General features: G+C 39.7%; 10 protein-coding genes. 2 read left to right on the forward strand and 8 right to left on the reverse strand.

The window, feature by feature from the left end:
- Positions 1-4: 4 nt before the first annotated feature.
- Both HDE68_RS11985 and HDE68_RS11990 read left to right on the forward strand, forming a co-directional pair.
- Positions 5-1981, forward strand: coding sequence for a thiamine pyrophosphate-dependent enzyme (locus tag HDE68_RS11985; protein WP_183882192.1), 1977 nt, complete (start codon positions 5-7; stop codon positions 1979-1981).
- Positions 1982-2034: 53 nt separating this feature from the next.
- Complete coding sequence (locus HDE68_RS11990) at positions 2035-2853, forward strand: hypothetical protein (protein ID WP_183882194.1); 819 nt, start codon at positions 2035-2037, stop codon at positions 2851-2853.
- Here the strand turns inward: HDE68_RS11990 and HDE68_RS11995 are convergent.
- From HDE68_RS11995 to sprA, 8 genes are all read right to left on the reverse strand, one after another.
- Positions 2802-3416, reverse strand: coding sequence for a SprT-like domain-containing protein (locus HDE68_RS11995; RefSeq protein WP_317617696.1), 615 nt, complete (start codon positions 3414-3416; stop codon positions 2802-2804). The genes HDE68_RS11990 and HDE68_RS11995 overlap by 52 nt on opposite strands.
- Positions 3417-3434: 18 nt before the next feature.
- Positions 3435-5552 (reverse strand): ferrous iron transport protein B, encoded by a 2118-nt coding sequence (gene feoB, locus HDE68_RS12000; RefSeq protein WP_183882196.1) that lies wholly within the window; start codon positions 5550-5552, stop codon positions 3435-3437.
- A 7-nt stretch (positions 5553-5559) separates the two neighbouring features.
- The gene (locus HDE68_RS12005; RefSeq protein WP_183882689.1) at positions 5560-5775 is read right to left on the reverse strand and encodes a ferrous iron transport protein A; all 216 of its coding nucleotides are present in this window, start codon (positions 5773-5775) and stop codon (positions 5560-5562) included.
- Positions 5776-6334: 559 nt separating this feature from the next.
- The gene (locus HDE68_RS12010; RefSeq protein ID WP_183882198.1) at positions 6335-8755 is read right to left on the reverse strand and encodes a TonB-dependent receptor; all 2421 of its coding nucleotides are present in this window, start codon (positions 8753-8755) and stop codon (positions 6335-6337) included.
- A 534-nt stretch (positions 8756-9289) separates the two neighbouring features.
- Positions 9290-12127, reverse strand: a complete 2838-nt coding sequence (locus HDE68_RS12015) for an outer membrane beta-barrel family protein (RefSeq protein WP_260171753.1) — start codon at positions 12125-12127, stop codon at positions 9290-9292.
- 229 nt (positions 12128-12356) lie between these two features.
- Complete coding sequence (locus HDE68_RS12020; RefSeq protein WP_260171754.1) at positions 12357-12764, reverse strand: VanZ family protein; 408 nt, start codon at positions 12762-12764, stop codon at positions 12357-12359.
- Positions 12765-12767: 3 nt separating this feature from the next.
- On the reverse strand, positions 12768-13148 hold the full coding sequence (gene gcvH / locus HDE68_RS12025) for a glycine cleavage system protein GcvH (RefSeq protein ID WP_183882200.1): 381 nt from the start codon (positions 13146-13148) through the stop codon (positions 12768-12770).
- Between the two features lie 137 nt (positions 13149-13285).
- Positions 13286-20449, reverse strand: coding sequence for a cell surface protein SprA (gene sprA, locus HDE68_RS12030; protein WP_183882202.1), 7164 nt, complete (start codon positions 20447-20449; stop codon positions 13286-13288).
- Positions 20450-20451: the final 2 nt, after the last annotated feature.

Here is a 20451-nt window from a genome sequence, read left to right on the forward strand (position 1 = left end):
TGATATGCATTTTGACCGCAAAGAAAAAGACGATGGGACCTTATTATCACTTTATAAGCGTCTCCTTTATCCCAGAATGGTCGAAGAAAAAATGCTTATCCTGCTCAGGCAGGGCCGTATAGGAAAATGGTTTTCGGGCATTGGTCAGGAAGCCATTGCTGTAGGCGCTGCCTTAGCAATGAAACCCGAAGAGTATATCCTGCCCATGCATAGAAATCTGGGTGTTTTTACGACCAGGGATATCCCTTTGCGCAATTTAATGGCGCAGTGGCAGGGAAAAACTACAGGTTTTACCAAAGGCAGGGACAGATCTTTTCACTTCGGTACACAAGCTCATAAAATTATAGGGATGATCTCTCACCTTGGTCCGCAAATGGCCCTGGCAGATGGAATTGCTCTGGCAGATCTGATTGCTGGCAGAGAACAGGCTACCCTTGTTTTTACAGGTGAAGGTGCAACCAGCGAAGGTGATTTCCATGAAGCAATCAATGTGGCTTCGGTATGGGACTTACCAGTCATTTTTCTGATTGAGAATAATGGCTACGGGCTCTCTACTCCTGTGAATGAACAATACAACTGCGAACATCTGGTTGACAGGGCTGTTGGTTATGGAATTGAGGGCATTCAGATCGATGGAAACAATGTCTTAGAGGTTTTCGATACGATTACTGAAATTACAGCAAACATCCGTAAAAACCCAAGACCTGTTCTACTGGAATGTATGACTTTCAGAATGAGAGGTCATGAAGAAGCCTCAGGCACAAAATATGTTCCCCCTCATCTGTTTGAAGAGTGGTCTGTTAAAGATCCGGTGAAGACATTTGAGCACTATCTATTTGAGCAGAATATACTGAATGATAATCTCTTACAAGAAATAACAGCTGAATTTAAGATCATACTGGATCAAGAAATTGAGCAGGCCTTTACTGATGAAGATCCACAGTCTTCTGTAATAACAGAAATGGCAGATATGTATTATCCATATGTACAGCAAGTAGTTTTGCCAACTGAGCCAGCTGCTGAAATACGTTATCTTGATGCGATCAGTGATGGTTTAAGAATTGGCATGCAGCAGCATCCCAATCTGGTCATGATGGGTCAGGATATTGCCGCATACGGAGGTGCATTTAAAATCACCGCAGGTTTTACAGAAGAATTTGGTAAGGCCAGGGTGCGCAATACACCCATTTGTGAATCTGCAATTGTAGGTGCCGGACTCGGCTTATCTATCAATGGCTATAAGGCTGTGGTAGAAATGCAATTTGCAGATTTTGTGACCTGCGGATTTAATCAGATCATTAATAACCTGGCTAAGACACATTACCGCTGGGGTGAGAAGGCAGATGTAGTTATCAGAATGCCCACAGGTGCAGGAACTGGTGCAGGTCCATTTCACTCGCAGAGCAACGAAGCCTGGTTTACCAAGACACCTGGTCTTAAAATAGTTTACCCGGCTTTCCCTTATGATGCTAAGGGGCTTTTAATAGCTGCTATTGAAGACCCTAATCCGGTTATTTATTTTGAACATAAATATTTATACAGAAGTTTAACAGGAATGGTTCCTGCTGGTCATTATACCCTGGAAATCGGAAAAGCCAATTGGTTAAAGAAAGGCGATCAGTTCACTATTATCACCTATGGACTGGGTGTACACTGGTCTTTAGCTTATCTGGATGATCATCCCGAATTATCAATCAGCCTGATAGATCTTTACAGTTTACAGCCCTGGGATAAAGAAACCGTTGCTGCCGCAGTAAAAGCCACCGGAAAAGTCATTATTCTCCATGAGGATACATTAAGCAGTGGTTTTGGTGCCGAAATAGCCGCATGGATAGCTGAACATTGTTTTACAGATCTGGATGCCCCAATCATGCGCTGTGCAAGTATAGACACAGCAATTCCAATGAGTAAAGTACTGGAAGATCAGTTTTTAGCCAAAAGCCGTTTGCATGAAACCGTGCAAAAACTCCTGGCCTGGTAAACCCTTGGCACGATAATGGCCTGCTTATAGCGATACTACAATTAACCGGAGCTATGAGAACCATCTTTTTACTATATATAGGGATTTTACTGTTTATACTTCCGGGTTGCCAGTATTTTAAGTCTACACATCCTCAGGCTGGTTTACCAGATGAGGCAACGACCGGTATGACGGACAAATCGATACTCAATTTTGCCGCGGCAATTGACAGGAACATTAACGATTATAAAAAGCAATATAGCCTTATTTATCAATCCGGTGATCTTTCCGTGTACGCAGAAAAGTACAGCGCACATAATGACGGGTTGTTATATAAAACCTATACCGCTAATGGCACCATCAGTAACACAGTAAAAAGTTATTATTTTAAGAATGACAGCCTGATTCTTGTGAAGGAACGGATTAAACTCATGAACGAAGAAGGGAGTGTTTTTAAGGATATCCGTACCTATATACGGAACAATGTTACTTTCAAAATAGACAGCCGTACAGCCAGCACAGCTGATGCGCTGCGTACCCTGCCCTATTTACTGGTGCAGGTGGCTGACAACAAGTATCCTGAAGAGAATTATCCCTCGGATATTAAAGGGATAAACGATGCTATCAATGGGACTGATAAATTTGATATGGTATTTGACAATATCTCCACCTATCCTGATGCGCTTTATATTATGCTTAAAAGTAAGAAACAGCCTAATTACAGGTCCAGCATTCTGGTGAAAAACAAAGACACCTATATTGACAGCTTATTGAATTTCCCCTCATTATTTAAAGACGGGAAGTTAAAATTGAAATGGAAAATAGAGGATAATCTGACTATCTATGTACCTGTGGCTGATACAATGACTTCGGCAAGCGGGCTGAATAAGTAAATGTTTCCGTTATCAAGACATTCGCATCTGAAACGTTTCCTCAGCTGTTCTCCCTTTTTAAATCTCCGCCCATCCTTAATGGTAAATATAGTGTGCTTAGGCAATTCTTCGAGACGGGAATGATCCATAACGCCATCATATTTTTTAAGCGCCCTGGATAGCTTTAAATCAGTGCAGCTTGATGCCGAAGGATTACTCAGATAAGTACTAATGGCCTGTTGCAGATCATCAGGAAAAATCTGCTGATCCAGAAAAGGAGTCATCATTCTTTTAAAATTATGCTTCCATTCTCCGCCATGCGGCCTGACCTTATTTTTATGGTCATTCCAGGTAAGCAGATGTGCAAATTCATGCACTGTGGTTACCAGAAAGGCATATCGGTTTAAATTATTATTAACCGATATCTTATGTCCCAATTCTTTAAACGGGTGTCTGTAGTCTCCTAATTTAGTTGCCCTGCTTTTGGATATCTTAAATTCACATTGAAAATAGTCAATCCATTTAGCTATTACCGGGGCCGCCTCAGGGGGCATATACTGTGCTAAAACATCAACTTTTTCCACAGTACTAAGATAAAGAAATTACTTTAGAAACTGGTAAGCTATTAAACTGGCTACGTAGGCCATAGCTGTCATATACACCATTTGTATAGCAGGCCATTTCCATGATTTTGTCTCTCTGTAAACGACGGCAACCGTACTCATGCATTGCATGGCAAAAGCATAAAATAGCATCAGTGCAAATCCCGTGGCAAAAGTAAATACCGGCAATCCTGTTTCAGGATTTTTAGCTTCCCGCATTTTATCCCTGATAGTTCCTGTATTCTCTTCACCGTTGTCGACACTATAAATTGTAGCCATCGTACCGACAAATGCTTCTCTGGCTGCAAATGAGGTAATCAGTGCAATTCCAATCTTCCAGTCAAAACCTAAAGGTTTAATTACCGGTTCAATTGTTCTTCCTAAAATACCTGCATAAGAGTTTTCCAGTCTTTCGGCCGATTTATCTCTTTCTAAAGTACTGATCTGAACACTATCTTTTTGCAGTTCAATCTGCGCATATTTCTTTTCTATTTTCTCGAAGCGTGATGGCGGACCATAAGCAGACATTACCCATAAAACAATGGAAATAGCTATAATCACCTTACCGGCTTCAAATACAAAAGTCTTAGACTTTTCGTACATGGTGAATATTACATTACCCCAGCGCGGCATCCTGTAAACGGGCAGCTCCATAATAAAGTAAGACTTCTCTGTAGCCTTGATGATAAATTTCATAACAAAAGCAACAAGCACCGCGGCTACAATACTAATCAGGTACATTCCCATTAATGCCAATGCCTGCAGGCTGATAAAGCCTAATAGTTTCGTATCCGGAATAATCAGAGAGATCAGTAGCGTATAAACCGGAAGTCTTGCAGAGCAGCTCACTAAAGGAGAAACCATGATGGTAATGATCCTGTCTTTCCAGTTTTCAATCGTCCGTGCACTCATAATAGAAGGTACTGCACAGGCAAAACTGCCTATCATAGGTACAACCGATTTCCCGCTCATTCCAAACTTACGCATGATCTTATCCATCATAAAGGTTACCCTGGCCATATAACCTGTATCCTCCAGAATGGAGATCATTGCAAATAAAATAGCTATCTGAGGGATAAACACAACAATTCCACCCAGTCCGGCAACGACACCATCCAGCAGCAGATTGGTTAATATCCCATCCGGAAGATAGGCATGTCCTGTTTTAGCAATCCAGCCGAAAAGACCTTCGATAAGTCCCATTGGATAAGCGGACCACGAAAAGATAGCGTTAAAAATAAAGAACAGGATAAAAATGAAAATAAGGAATCCCCAGAATCGGTTAGTCAATACGGAATCGATCTTATCACTGAATGCAAATTTCTTTACTGCACCGGTATCTTCAATAACACCGGATAGTACTGTACTTAAATATCTGTAACGGGCAATTGTTTCGGCTGCCTGTAATTTTGAAGAGTCGAAATGGTGTATTTTTTTGATCTGCTCAAAAGCCGTATGCTGTTCAGCAGTGTAAGCTTCCAGATATTCATGCTGATGCAGGACCTGCAATGCGAAGTAATCATTTTCGGTAGCCAGTATAGCTTTAGCTTCATTGATAGGAGCCGCAGCGAGCACATTAACGTCAGTGCCATCAACCTGTGTAGGTATACTTGTGGTATTGGCAATTGCTTTTTTCAGCTCTTCTAATCCTGTTTTACTTCTTGCTGAGATGGCTACAACCTGTATGCCCAGACGTGAAGAAAGTTCATCAATATTGATATTGATTCCTTCTTTGTTGGCCATATCTGTCATATTCAGTGCTAATATGACTGGAATATTGAGGTCAGCAACCTGTGAGTACAGTAATAGATTTCTGCGAAGGTTGGTTGCATCAGCAACCAGTACAACCAGATCGGGATGGCTTGAATTATTTTTGTCAGCAAGTACCTGAAAGACGATACTTTCATCTTTACTTTTTGGATATAAACTGTAGGTTCCTGGTAAATCGATGATTTCACCTTGCTGTGTGGCAGAAAGTTTACAGAAACCAATTTTTTTATCAACGGTAATTCCGGGAAAGTTTCCAATTTTCTGGTTTAACCCGGTTAATAAGTTAAATAAGGTTGATTTTCCAGTATTTGGATTACCAACTAAAGCAATTTTTAATGTAGTAGCCAAGATAGATCTAAGAAATTATAATAACAGAAGCTTCGTTTTTACGTAAACACAATTGGTACCCTGCAACACGTATCGCGATAGGATCTCCTAGTGGTGCAAAACGTTCAACCTCCACAACTTCTCCAGGTAAACAACCCATTTCCATTAATTTTACTGACATTTCTAAGTCTGTAAAAGCTACAATAGTGCCACGTTCTCCTGGATTTAACTGCGAAAGGTTCATATCTTTAATTATCGCACTAAGGTATCCTTTATCAATAATAAATCCAAATAAAGCCCCTCGTTGTGACACCATTAATACATAAAATAAAAAGAGACTTATGTTCAGGCGGGCATTACTTTGCCTGAAGGGGCAAAAGAACGCTAGGCCTTCACATTAAGTCTCTTTTTATTTTATCCAATCCTAACTGGAGTTGGTGTACATAGCGAGGGGCTTGACATTGTGGTTAATTATGGACTGCAGTTTTTGGTGGTTGGCGCGTTATATGATAACTTTTTTTCCTGGACAGCACCTTAGATTGATAATAGATGAAGCTCTTGGTTGGTTTTCTTAGACAGCGCCTTTGATTGATAATTGATGAAGCTCTTGGTTGGTTTTCCTGGACAGCACCTTTGTTTGATAATTGATGAAGCCCTTGGTTGGTTTTCTTAGACAGCGCCTTTGTTTGATAATTGATGAAGCTCTTGGTTGGTTTTTTAACCAAAAATGGCCTTACATTAATTGCAAGGCCATTTTTGGTTATTTATTTTATTGGTGTCTTAGATGATCTCAGGCTGTTTCATTAGAATTTGTATTTAACACTGATTCTTCCATTTCTAGGTACTTCATAAATGTAAGTGTAATAAGAAACTGCCGTCGCTGTTTCTTTTGCCAATTTAGTATAAGATCCCTGGGTAAACAGCTTTCTGTCTAACAAATTACTCACCAGGCCTGTAATCTCGAATTTACCTTTTACGTAAGATATACCTGCGTCGAAACGAATGTAATCTGCAAATGGGATTTGAGTGGGGCCAGATCCTGCGTAGCGGCGAAATTGCATTTGGTAACCACCTGCGAATCCGATTCCATTAAATATAGAGCTTGCATTTCTGTAACGGTAAGACAACCATCCGTTAGTGATGTGTTTAGCCGTATTAGCCAGGTAAGTCCCAGTTGCATTTTTTGCCGGGTCTTTGTTCTCATCCCTGGTTACTTTTGGATCTGTGTAAGCATAGTTCAGGGTTAAGTTTAAGCCTCTTGCTATTTCTCCTACTAAGTCAAACTCAATACCTTTAGATTCAACTTCACCTAATTGTACCATGAAATTATTTGGGTCACCAAGAGGATATGCAGGGTCAGGGGTTAACACATTTTTCTTTTTAATCTTATAGATAGAGAAAGTCGAGTTCCACTTACCTTCAAACCAGTCTTTTTTCAATCCAAATTCGATGTTATTACCAGTTACTGGTTTAAAGACTTCTCCGGTTGCTGATCTCGATGCTTGTGATTGCGGGATAAAACTTTGATCGTATAAGGTATAAGCTGAGAAATTTTTAGTGATGGAATAACTTAAGCCCACTCTTGGGGTAAATGCATTATCAGACATCTCTGTCGCATTGGTTTTACCAACAGTTTCTGCATGGGTAAAACGACCAGCCAATGTCAAACGTAGTTTCTCATTCAGAAAACGCAATTCGTCTTGTAAATAAGCTCCTGTATAAGTTGAATTGGTAGCATAAGTGTTTGCACCTGATCTTACCTGAATGCTTCTAGACCTGTCAAACACAGGAATATTAGCTGCCGGGATACCATAAACAGGATTATAAATATTAAAAGTACCATTTGCCAATTGAAGATCTGGTTGTGAGGTACTTGAAAAGTCACCCCAGGTTTTTAAGTTCCCCATATCCATACCACCTAAAACACGGTGTACAATTTCACCTGTTTTAAACTCGCCCTGCACACTAAACTGGATATTTTTATTGATAGCCAGTTCTTCACTGATATTCAGTCCTCTTTTCATGTCGCCATTCGCAGCAATCATAGAAGGCCATACCGAACTGCCCACCAGGGAATAGTTCAAATAGGCAGCTTGTGCATTAAATGTCCAGTCTTTATTGAATTTATGATTGAAATAAAGTGTAAGGTTATGGTCATTCAGCTTATTCGGGTCTAATGAAGGATCTCCAACAAAGAAGCTGGGATCGGTATCACCAAATCCTTTCGGAGAAAATCCGTAGTTACCCAATGCTAATGCTTCAACGTGCTGGTGTGTATATTCAGCAGTAACTTTCGTATTGCTGTCAATCTGATAGCTGATTACCGGTGCAATTACATACTTATCATTGTAATTGTACTTATTGAAACTGCCTTTAGTTTGTGCAGCTACGTTTAAACGGAATAACAATTTACCATCAGCAGAAAGCTTGGTATCCAAATCTACCGCTGCACGTGCCAGGTTATATCCACCAGCACTCAGGCTGACAGAACTTTGATTCATACCTGTAGGCTTTTTAGTAACGATATTGTAAAGACCACCCGGCTCACCATTTGCCATCATGAAGCCAGCAGGGCCTTTCACGAATTCAATACGGTCAATTGTAGCAGCATCATCTGCAAGCGGCCCCCATGGAGTCTTTAAATTCATTCCGTTACGGAAGGCTGGAATAGAGAAACCACGCATCAGGATGTTTGCATACTGCGCATCCCAGTGGCCAACCCTTACGGCACCACTTACGTTTCTGGTTACACCATCAACAATATCAAAAGCCATTTGGTCTGCCATCAGCTGGCTTGTAACCACTTTAATATTCTGAGGCAATTCCAATAATTTTGTCTGTAAACGTAGAGAAGAAGAGACTTTTTCTACTTTGTATTTTTTATTGGTAGAAATCTGTACATCCTTCAACTGCGACTTGTTCTCATTCAAAGAGAAGTCAGCGATTACAGTCTCTCTAGTCACCGTAATTTGTTTTTCTTTAGGATACAGACCAATTGCAGAAACAACAAGAGTATATTCCCCTGCTGGTACCTTTCTGATTGAATAAGAACCATTCTCTTCTGTAACTGCACCAAAAGTAGTACCCTTTAGCTTAACTGTTACCCCATCAGCAACTGTTCCATCAGAAGTAGTAATCCTACCTTTGACACTTCCCGTATGCTGGGCAAATAACTGTGTACTTAAAAATAAAATAAAAATGAGTGAAAGTAATTTTTTGGGCATAATAATGATTTAGATTGATTAAATATAATTCAGCGCAAAGTAACTGCTATTTTACTAAGTATTCAAATTATTTTTAATCATTCTAAATAATTGACCTTTAACACAGAATATTGTGCCTCTAATCATTAAATTGTTTTAGCTTATTTGGTCCCTTAGATAATTATTTCCTATATCCGCAACAAATCCCTCAGTAAAAACATTCAGAATTACAATCAAAAACCCACATATTCAGCCCTATAATTTTATTTGATTATTACCAAAAAAGCAGGATATAAATCGCAAGCCAAAAGTATTATCTATTATCACAATGGTGATGTCTAAGAAAACCAACCAATGGCACCATCTAAACAATAATCCAACAAGTACCCCCTAACTAACAATCCAACAAGTATCATCTAATAGCAATCCTACCAGCACATTCCCCCAAGGTTATTGATTAAAAAAAATTGATATACCAATGTGAGGGTATAGCGTTCTTTTTCCTTCTTCAGGAAATTAATGCCCACCGAACATGGTATGTCAATTTTTTTTAAATTACATATCCCCCCCTCTTCGACCACCACCACCGCCACCACCATAACCTCTTCCACCCATACCTGGCATTCCCATATCGCCACTTTGCATAGTCTTCCCACCCATTCTGCTCAGCGAATAGGTAAAAGAAAACATATAATATCTTTGCAACACATTATACCTTAAATCTGTAATCGTGTTATTGCCAGATGTTCTTGAAATCCCCTGATTCTGGTTCAGCGCATCATTTACAGCGATCTTAAAAGTTCCTCTATTTTTAAAAAACTGTTTACTCACATAACCGTTCATAATCGTAAAGTTCGTATCATAACCAGGGCCTCTTCCTGTATTTTGATAATAATCAACATTTACAGCAAGGCGGATATTTCCAGGAAACATATAGCTCACATCAATTGCAGGGTTTAACGTATAATAAGTAGTATTTGAACTAGATTGTGCAGAATAAGTAGCTCTGTTTAACGAACCGGCGATACTCGCTGTCAGATCCAGTTTATCCATAGAAGAAACCAGTCTGTATTTATTGGTAATCGATAAATCGTTCGTAATATTCTCCAATGAATTTGTAAAGTTTACCCCTCTTGCATAAGTACCACCAAGGTCAATATTCAGATTCAGTTTATTTTCCTTAATAATAGGCAGGCCAAGAGAAGAACCTAAAGTACCCTGATAAACCCCATCCACATTTACAGGAGTAACCGAAAGTTTTCCAAAGTTAGGGTCATTAGGTGCATTAATCAGCTTCGTATTATTTCCAAAAGCGTTAAATGTCTGGCTGATATTAGCAAAGATAAACAGGGATCTGGTTTTGGCGAAATCAAAATTATTATATAATACCGTAAGATTATTCGTAAAAGAAGGTTTTAAACCAGGATTTCCGATAGGTACTGTTTGCGTATTCGTATTATCAGGTATCGGCTGGATCTGTGCAATTGACGGTTGAGCTGTTGAACCGCGGTATCTGAAAACTAACCTTTTGCTCTTGCTAAACTTATAGCGCAATTGTGCTGTAGGAATAATATTATAAAAATTCTGATTGATAATATTACCTGTTGTCAGGTTCTCATTTCTTCTATCCGTATTCTGTACGCCAACCCCTATATTCCAGTTATACTTATCCGTATTCTTATTGATACTTGCACCAACCGCATTAGTCAATGTCCTGTTCTCATAAGTATTCGTATAGGTAAAATCAGGTATATCATACTGTGAAGTCACAGGATTAAAATTAAAGTTATATCGTTCACTGTTACTGAAGCTATATAAATTCTGATAGTTCAATTCCAGGTTAAGTGTTTTAGAAAGAGGCTCCGTATAAACCAATCTTGATGTATTACTGATTGCATGCGAATTCTGCTTATTCAGCTGATTCGTAATTGCATTGGTCACTGTATCGCCCTTAGTTGTTACATTGTTAATATCATTATAGATCTTTGAATCATTATCATTAATACTTGTATTGATATTTAATGATAACGTACGCCCTTTCTTAGCAAACTTCTTCCTTAACAGAATATTATTACCAATCACCGGTGTACTGGAATTCGTATTATACCCTTGAGTACCTACAGTCTGATATTTACTATAGTCATTCACATAATCAGTATTCTGTCCCGTTCCACTTTCCGTATAAGTAATAGTTGGCTGTACGCGGATAGACATTGACGAATCAATTTTAGTATCTATCAAAAAGTTGAAACGGTGATTTCTGCTATCTGTAGTACTGTTCAGGTTCTGATTAAATGTAGTTTTATTATTATCCCCTAACAGGTTCTGGATAGAGCTTGTCTGGTCATTAAAAAGCGAAGTCTTATTGAAGAAATAACTTGCAGTGATTTTAGTCTGGTCTGTATAAACATCGGCAAAGTTAATACCGAAAGCATTGGTATTGGTAATCCCTTGTGGCGGCGCACCTGATGCTACACTAAAGCGACCACCACCTCCGCCGCCGCCACCGCCGTTTCCTACCCCACCGCCAGCACCAAAATTCTGTTTATTCACATTATTAAACTGCCCGATCACAGAAAACTGCTGTTCCTTATTAAACTTATTCACATTCAGGTTCACATCATAGCGGTCATCAGTGCCATAACCAACGCTTGAATTACCGAAATAACCATTTTTCTTATCCTTCTTAGTCGTAATGTTAATAATCTTCTCTCTGTTTCCATCATCTACCCCGGTAAACTGGGCCTGATCAGAAAGCAAATCAATCACCTGGATCTTATCAATCATATCTGCCGGTAAATTCTTTGTAGCGAGTAAAGGGTCATTACCAAAGAAATCTTTCCCATCTACACGCACACGGGTAATCGTTTCTCCCTGAGCTTTTATCGATCCATCCTTAGCGACATCAACACCAGGCAATTTCTTCAGCACATCTTCCACTACAGCATTTTCAATCACCTTATAAGCACTCGCACTATATTCGACAGTATCAGTTTTAACCACTACCGGGGTAACCACCCCTTTAATGACTACCGTATTTAAATCAAATCCGGTATTATCCATAGCCAGCGTCCCCAGATTAATGACAGGATTTGCAGCAGATACAGTAAATTCTTTATTAATATTTTTTAAACCCAGGTAAGCTACAGTAATCCTGTAGGGTCCGGGAGCAAGCCCTTTGATGACAAAAGCACCATTCGCTTCTGTGTTAATCACACCTGCTACACTGGAATCTTTAAGACTTTTAACTGCTACTGAAGCATAGTCTACAGGTAATTGGTCTTTCGCATTCACGACCTTTCCGCTTACGGAGCCGTTTTTTACCTGTGCATACGAAGAAACGCTGAAAATAAGGAATACAATCAGCAAGAGGTTTTTTGTAAAAGTCATCATTGAGGGAGCTTGTTTCTATTAACTCCTTATCAGACTCTATTCACACGAAATAGTTTGTTGTTAATCTTTAAAAAAAGGGTAACATTTTAAATACATGAGTTTAAACACTTAAGAATTCCGTCCGATTTTATCGGCAGAGGGAGCAGAATAACTCACTTTAGGACAATGACACCCTGGTTTAAAAATGCTGCAGCTGCTCAGCAGCCCGATCGCTAACAAAAACAGAATACTAACTTTCTTTTTCATTATAGTTGGATTTATTTAAAAGTATATAGGCAAATATGCCCATAAATACACCAATCATGTCAGCTCCCAGATCCCACCATTCCGCAGATCTGTAAGGGAAAAATTTAAGCTGTATCAACTCAATTCCACCACCCAGTGTAAAGGTAAGCAGTAAAATCTTAAAGATAGTTGAAACACCGAAATTATAACGCTGCTGACTTTTGGTTTCACCAAAAAACAGTAAAATAGTAAGTACGAAAAAAAAGCCCAGGTGAACTACCTTGTCAAATCCTGTAAAGAAAAAGCCCGATTCACCAATTGAATCAGGCATTTTCATTGTACAAAGAATCAAGATAAACACCGTCCATAAAAGGGCAAGGCGCTGATGTGAGAATACTTTGATTTTATTCATTTACTAAGCACCAACTAAAGCCTGGTATGCCTCAGCATCTAATAATCCAGCTACCTGAGCAGCGTCAGAAAGCGTAACTTTTACCATCCAGCCATCTCCATAAGGATCATTATTCACTAATTCCGGGCTGTCGTTCAATTCAGCATTAATTTCTAATACAGTAGCAGTAACTGGCATAAATAAATCTGATACAGTTTTAACAGCTTCAACGCTACCGAAAACCTCATCCTGACCTACTTCCTCACCTACAGTATTGATATCGATATAAACGATATCACCTAATTCGCGTTGTGCAAAATCAGTTATACCTATAAAGGCTTCATTACCTTCAACTCTAACCCATTCGTGGTCTTTAGTGTACTTTAGTTCTGATGGAAAATTCATTTTTTATTCGATTTGATTGTCCAAAGGTAATTAATATATACTTTATACAAAACGTTAGTTTTTCATTCCTATTGTTTTGTTTTTTTGGAATAAAATCATCCCGCACAGCAGAACAAAAACTGCTGCGCAGGATAATCCTAATTCAAGGTGATCCTTAAACTAAATCCGAAATTGCTGAATGAGGTATTAAATGACTGCGAAGTATAAGGTTTGGTAATGTTCGAATCATAGAAAAGCTTGATATTAAACCGCTGATTAAGAATATAGTCAATACTTGGCCTGTAAGTAATGTTTTTAGCACCAGAGGAAATCTCTGCTGTAGCAATATCAGCCCTGTAAATTACAGTCTTATTATCCCTGATTGAAATATCCAGCTTAAAGTCCATGTTGTTATCCATTTTTAACTGTTTAAATAAGCCAAAAGGGAACCTGAACTTCGTAGTACGGTAACCGATCCCGACCACCACATTGTTTTCAGACAATTGCGCAAGCTGACTGTTGGCAAGGCTTAAACCTAATAAACGGGTTCTGCCTATTTCAAAATTAGCCGTCAGGTTATTCTTTAAACGGGTATCAATTCCAATCAGTGGGGCAAACTGCTCCGCAATGGTTACCTGCGAGTATTGATAGAAAGGAAGGAAATTCTGATTATCATCCCTGCTGCTCACATAGCCGTCAGTTTCCTGATAACGTGCCAGCGAGTTAAATCCGTTCACACTATAAATAGAGCGGTAAGAGTGCCTTAAATCAATAGATTTAAAGTAATCACCCAGAAAATCCCATCTCGTCAAGCCACCATAATTGATACGCCAGTTAGGCAAAGGTATTTTAGGGAAGGAATTTAAACTCACTTTAGAAGCATCCTTACCCGTATAAGCTGCGATAAACGCCGATATAATTACATCCTGTGAATTCTTATCATATCCATCTGCAAAACCACGGCTCACCCCATTAGAATTCGGATTTATTAATCCTAAACGCTGGGAGATCGTTGAACGGTTAGCCATAAACTGGTTAAACAGCTTAGAGACTGTACTACCAGGGCTCTCTGAAAACGCGGTACCCAGGGTAATAAATGAAATGCTGTAATCACCAGTAGTAGACGGGCTCAGGTTACGGAAAGCCTGACTTGTATTATCATACCTGAAATTGGTAGAATAATTCATTGTCCTGTTTTTGTTTGCCGTCAGCGTAATCCTGAAATCACGGAAAGGCTCTATCACACTGGTAATACTTAAGTCTTCTCTCATCGTATTCACATACAGCTGTGTCTGCAGGGTATCGTGCGTAATCCAGTTATTCCTTATCGCCATCTCACGGATATCACGCTGACTACCGAATACAAAACCCCAACCCGGCGCACCAGAGAATTTGTCAATTCCAAAGTAATCAGTTTTAGGTAAATAACCCGGTAAGAAGATTCCTTTAGTCTGCGTATAAGCCGCATTGATATTTTTAATGCTCGTTAACAGACCCATCAGAATTCCAGGGCCGCCGTCATTATTCTTAGCTCTTCGCAAAGCACCAAATTTATTGTACAGGCTGGTAAAGTTAAATGTTGGGTTGATCTGTATTGTTCTCGCATTCTGAATGGTATTACCCAGGTTAATCAGCGGATCTTTTAGCGTAGCCAGAGGCTCTGTCTGCCAGCTAAAGTTTGTACCATAACGCGTAGCCACATTAATCCAGTCTAAGCCCGGAATCTTATTGATAGGCAAAGCATAGGTAATATTCATATTATGGCTGTAGTCAGTTGTACGTCCCAACCTGATCAGGTTCTGCCATACCGTATCACGTTTCAATCCATTAATGCGCCCATCAGGCTCATCTATGATCGAGTAATTTGTCGCATCAAAATCCAGCGTCAGTGACTTGGTCAGGTTCCATGAAATTCCATAAACCCTGGTAATTAAAAAGTTTTTATTGAATGTCGTATTCACCGGAATACTATTGCCGGGATCATTGTTCCTCAAACTATTCTCTGAATAGTAACGGTTCACATCAATCCTGAAATTAATAGCTGTTGGCAAAGGACTAATATTAATATCCTTTAATAAAGTAAGCAGGTTTGATTTGATCAGTTTATCAAAAGGCCTGTAATTTTTTGACTGACCTGAATAGTTATAGGCAAGGGAACCGAAATAGGTTTTTTGTATCGAACTTTCATTGATAAAATCGTGATGCAGGATTTTAGTATAAGAGTAAGTTGCACTAAAGTTTTCTATATCCCAGAGCTTAGGCACCCTGGTAGGGTCAGTACGTTCTTTATGCACATTGGTAAAGTTCACACTATTTCTTGTGGTATAATCCTGTGAATACTCCAAAATAACCTTTTTCTCAGCCGCAGTTGCACCCGCCAGCGAAGTTTTCAATTCAATATCCGGGTTCCGGGGATCATACTGAGGAGTACTTACCTGTTTGGAATAACTAATATAGGTTGGAATTTTGATACCTGATTTCTTAGGGAAGAATTTACCAAGTTCCATACTCGAAGAGATATCAAAAAAAGTATTATCAGACCTGTTTCTTTCACTCACTCTTTTATCAATAGAGCCGAAACCAATAGTTGATTTACTTCCGGAAACATTGACTTCCGCAAAATCAGCAAGCTGCGCATTCATTCTGGCTGCTGCTGCCCATCCGCCCCGCTCATCAAATTCTGTTAACCTCAGCTCATTGAACCAGATTTGCCCGCTTTTATCCAGACCATCATCAGTGCCCGGGTTTGCAGCCTGTTTCAAAGGGTTTTTCACCCCAAGCATATAGACTTTGACCTGGCCCATATCCGGTTGTCCTTTGATCGTAATAGTTTTACCGTCTATCACATAAGAGAAAGGTTTACTGATATCCCACATTCCCCCCGTTGGCCCGGTAGCTCTGTTACGCGCCAGTTTAATATCCTGGAAAAGTGACAACTGAATATCCATTTTATTGGCATCAGGCCATATCGCATAAGGGTCACTGGTATTCGGCTGTGTCACGACCAGTGGTTGTGAATACTCATAATAGTTATCCTGGTTATCTGATCCGATCCTGATAAAGGCACTTAGATCCCCGTTATTTATTACTGTATTTCCGAGCGCCTCTAAATGGACAAACATTTCCAGCCTTTTGTAAGATCTGAAATCATTCAGTGCAGTTTTGAAAGTTGCACGGCCATAACCATCACGCAGATTTCTGACAGTGAAAGCAAGGGATTGCTCGTTTAACTTCGTGTTAGTTCTATAGTTATTGTAATCCAGCTCTCTTTGGATACCCGGTGGAACTACATAAGGAATAGGAGAACGTTTTCCATTTTCCTCAATATTCACTGTACTCACTTCGATCGTTGAATTATCAGGGGTCACTGTATTATTTAATCCGGGATCAGTAATCAGCTGTGTACCGATATTCATATCATTATATTTTCTCCAGTCCCCTCTTACCAATTGGATTTTGGCGAATCTCAGCACCGTAGTATCTTCAAAATTAGTCAGGAACATTCTGAAAAACCGGATAGATTTAAAATCCTGTATATTGCCTACTTTCTGCTGATAAGCTGACAAAGGGATACGGATCTGGTACCAGGTAACAGGTTGTGTTTGCCCGTTAGCCAGTTTCACCTGTGAAGTCACCGCATCAGTTACATAATTTTTTCCAACCTCAAGGTCTCCTTTACGCATAGAAACCTTATATTGGAAATACTCATCCGACTGTGTCATATTGTTATCCCTGTTTACATCTTCCCCATCTGGCAGAGAAGTAGACGCAGAGTTATCAATTCCTAAATCCTGTAAAGATTGCTGAGAGGTTTTTGAGTTACCATCTGTTCCGTTATATTTTTCATAACGTTTCATAATACCCGCGTTTTGCTGATCCAGCTGTGGCCCTCTGAAATAAGCATAATCATCAGAACTTGGGTCACCACGCAATTCATTGGCTGCTGCCGGATTTAATTTAGGGATGATCTGACCTAAAGCTGGCGCAAACTTAGTCTGCTCATCATTATTACTTAATCCGTCCAGACCAACATCCTGTGCTTTACGGGCAGCCGGGTCATTGTCAAATGCCTGTACAACGGGTTGTAATTTCGGCACCCTACCCCAGTTTGTTTCATCATATTTAGTTGGGTCTCCATCGGGAGGTAATCCATTTTCCAGAGATTTTCTACCGTCTTTCAGAATATCCTCAGAAATATTACCAATGTTAAAATATAAATCCCCGCCTGTTGAGTTGGTCCTGTAGATATTAGGGTCCATGACCCATAGCTCTATATATTCAATATTTAAAGCCTGGAAATCATTCGTTTCAATTTTCCTGAACATCCCTCCCCAGCGTGATCTTGGATTTGATAGATCACCATTGTTGTTAAAACCATTGGTTACATAATTATAAGGACCACGTTTAGTAGGATAAAAAGCCACATTCAGCGTTGGCAAAGAAACAGCCTGACCTGTTGGGGTCTCTTTGAATGGAAAAACTTCCTGTTCAATAATTTCCCTCACATAATGGTTAGACAGCTCTGTTTTATTGTTTCTTAAATTATCAGGAATATTGGAGGCCGTCTTGTTATAAAATGTCGGGTCGATGTTATAAAAAGCAAGCCTTGCCCTGTTATAGCCATAAGCAAGATCATTGATTAAAGATGCTTCCGGGAAAAGCTGGGGCGTACCCGAAATCTGCCAGGCCACAGCACTCTTCAAATCAATCACCGAACGCGAAGCCTCGAAATCATCAATATAACTTACCCCGCCTTTATCCCCTAAACTGTTGATTGCTTTTGGGTGTCCGGGTACCAGTTGTGCAAACTCTCCTGAGAAAGAGAACTTGGAAGGTGCTTTAGTAGAAATGAAAGGTAGCTTATCCACCATTTTTGTTAAAAACCTGGACGAAGTGCTATAGTTCAAATCCATACCCCAGATCGTATTGGAGATTGGCTCTTCCCCGATATTGACCTTTGGCGTAAGCGGTTTCTCTGAAAGGTTCATATAAGTTGCCCCTAAATTCAGTTTATTATTCACCTTATAATCCAGCCTTGTACCAAACAGGGAACGCTGCTGCAAGCCAAAAAGTTCATTATTTTCTGTCGTGATCCGGATCGCCTGACCTGAAAGTAATACTCCGGTATTAATGATACGTACTCTTCCACCCTGGTAATCAACGGTGAAATCCACACCTTCCTGTAAAGGAATAGTTCCTGAAAATACTTTTACAGACCCTTCGGGAACATTAATAGAATTCAAACTAAACTCTGAAGCTATCTGAGACTGATAAACCCCTTTAATGATATATCTGTTTTGTTTAATGAAAAGCTGCTGGGCAACTACTTTCGTCGAATCGTATAATGCAGTATACGTATATTTATCGATCAGGTTCTGCTCACCAGGATTAAACTGCGCAGCCAGATCCCTTCCAAAAGGTTCTACTACCGGAAATATAATACGCCCGTTAAGCGGGTCAATCGTAATATAGCCTTTGCTCATATTCGTTGCAAAAGCAGCCATTCCGTTATTCCCGTTGGTACCAATGGTTCCGATACTGCTCATCGAAGTAGGCGGGTTCGCACTGGTTGTACTGCTAAACGGTTTGTCTTCGGCCTGGAAGTCAAATATACCATCCGGCTTATGGTCATTCTGCTGATTCAGCCTGTCTAAACCGGTCAGGGCAATCCATAATTTATTCGCTGTATTTACCCCTTCGGACATGACAGGTCTTTCAATACCACTATCATTGTCCAGACGGAAAATATCCAGTTTAAAGTTTTGAGGACTGATTTGATACCCACCAATAGAATAGATGTTTTTCATCATCAGGTTCCAGGTAGGCAGGTTTGTTTTAGTCGTTTCGTTCTTTAATAATTTAGCATAAAGGACTTTAGGGTTTGCAGGGTCAAAAGGTACATCTGTGGAGAATTCACCAACCTGGTATTCTACACCATTGTAAGTATAACGGTAAACAACTGCCAGTACCTCATCAGAATTTAAAGCATTGTTCAGGGAGATATAACCCAGTTGAGAGTGAAAAGTATATTCCCTGTCCGCAAGTTTACGCGCATAAGTCAGTTTCGCATAATTGTCAGTTCCTTTATTAGCCTGGAAATAAGAGATAATGTCGTTTGAATTGGTAAACCTGGCACCCGCAGGCAATTTGGTTAAGATATCATTGGATTGTCTGACCCCCTGAAGAGCAAATCCGGATGGTGCTGCTGAATAGCCTGATCCCCCGGTAAAAAGATTGTTGAAGACCTGGTTCTCTCCAAGATCGATCAAACCTAAAACGTCCCTTGAATCTTGTGTATTACCAGTTTTGTTGGTAATCCAGACTTCTACTTTAGTAATGTTTACCCCCGATAACAGATTGGGTGCATTCATCATGGCTTTATTGTAGTTATCTCTAAAGAATTTGGCTAAGAAATAATGTTTGTTCGCTTCATAATTATCCCCACCAATACGGAAATCATTATGTTGCGCACCATTACTGATCTGTAATTCTCTGGATTGAGATTTCTGCTGGGTAAACACGGTAGTTACATTCAGTCTCCCGAATTGTAATTGTGTTTTGATACCGAAAAGGGCCTGCGTACCTGTAATTAACGAAGTACTTAATGGTAAACTTACGTTACCGGCCTCTATTTTCTTGATAATATCATCCTCTCCACCCGTATAGTCCAGCTTGATCTGATTCTCAAAATCAAACTGTGCTTCGGTGTTATAATTCATATTGAGTTTCAGTTTGGTCCCGATATTTCCAACCAGGTCCATCTGGATACGCTGGTTGAAATCGAAATTGCTCTGTACTCTTTGCTGCTCATTGAAGAGCGGATTTTCATTTTTATTGACACGCCCTAAAAAGGTAAGCTCGGCTTCACCTCTTGGCTGGATACTAATCTGATTTCCGCCAAATATTTTCTCAAATGCAGGATTATTGACCGTCAGACTTGGTATCACACCCGTTCTGCGTATTTCATCTGTTTCCGCATTAGAGATCACCCTCCAGTTATCCCTTTTAAGTTCAGAGTTCACCAGGCGCTGATACTCTTCTATAGTCAGATATTGAGGAGGGTTAAAATACCGACCCCCCACTTTTTCCCTGATAATATAACGCTTGTTTACCGCATCAAATTCAACTTCCCTTTTGATATTGTCAGGCAAAGGGGTAAATGAATTAAATGGCTGACGGATACCCAGACGTTGTTTTTCTTTCAGCCCAAAGTTATTTCTGGTGGTATCCGCATTGCGGTCCTCCTGATTTATTTGTGAGAAAGCTTGTTGTCCCCAAAAGGAAAAAATCAATAAGATGATTAAAGTAAAAGTGTTTCTCAAAG

Source organism: Pedobacter cryoconitis (assembly GCF_014200605.1).
Classification (GTDB): Bacteria; Bacteroidota; Bacteroidia; order Sphingobacteriales; family Sphingobacteriaceae; genus Pedobacter; species Pedobacter cryoconitis_B.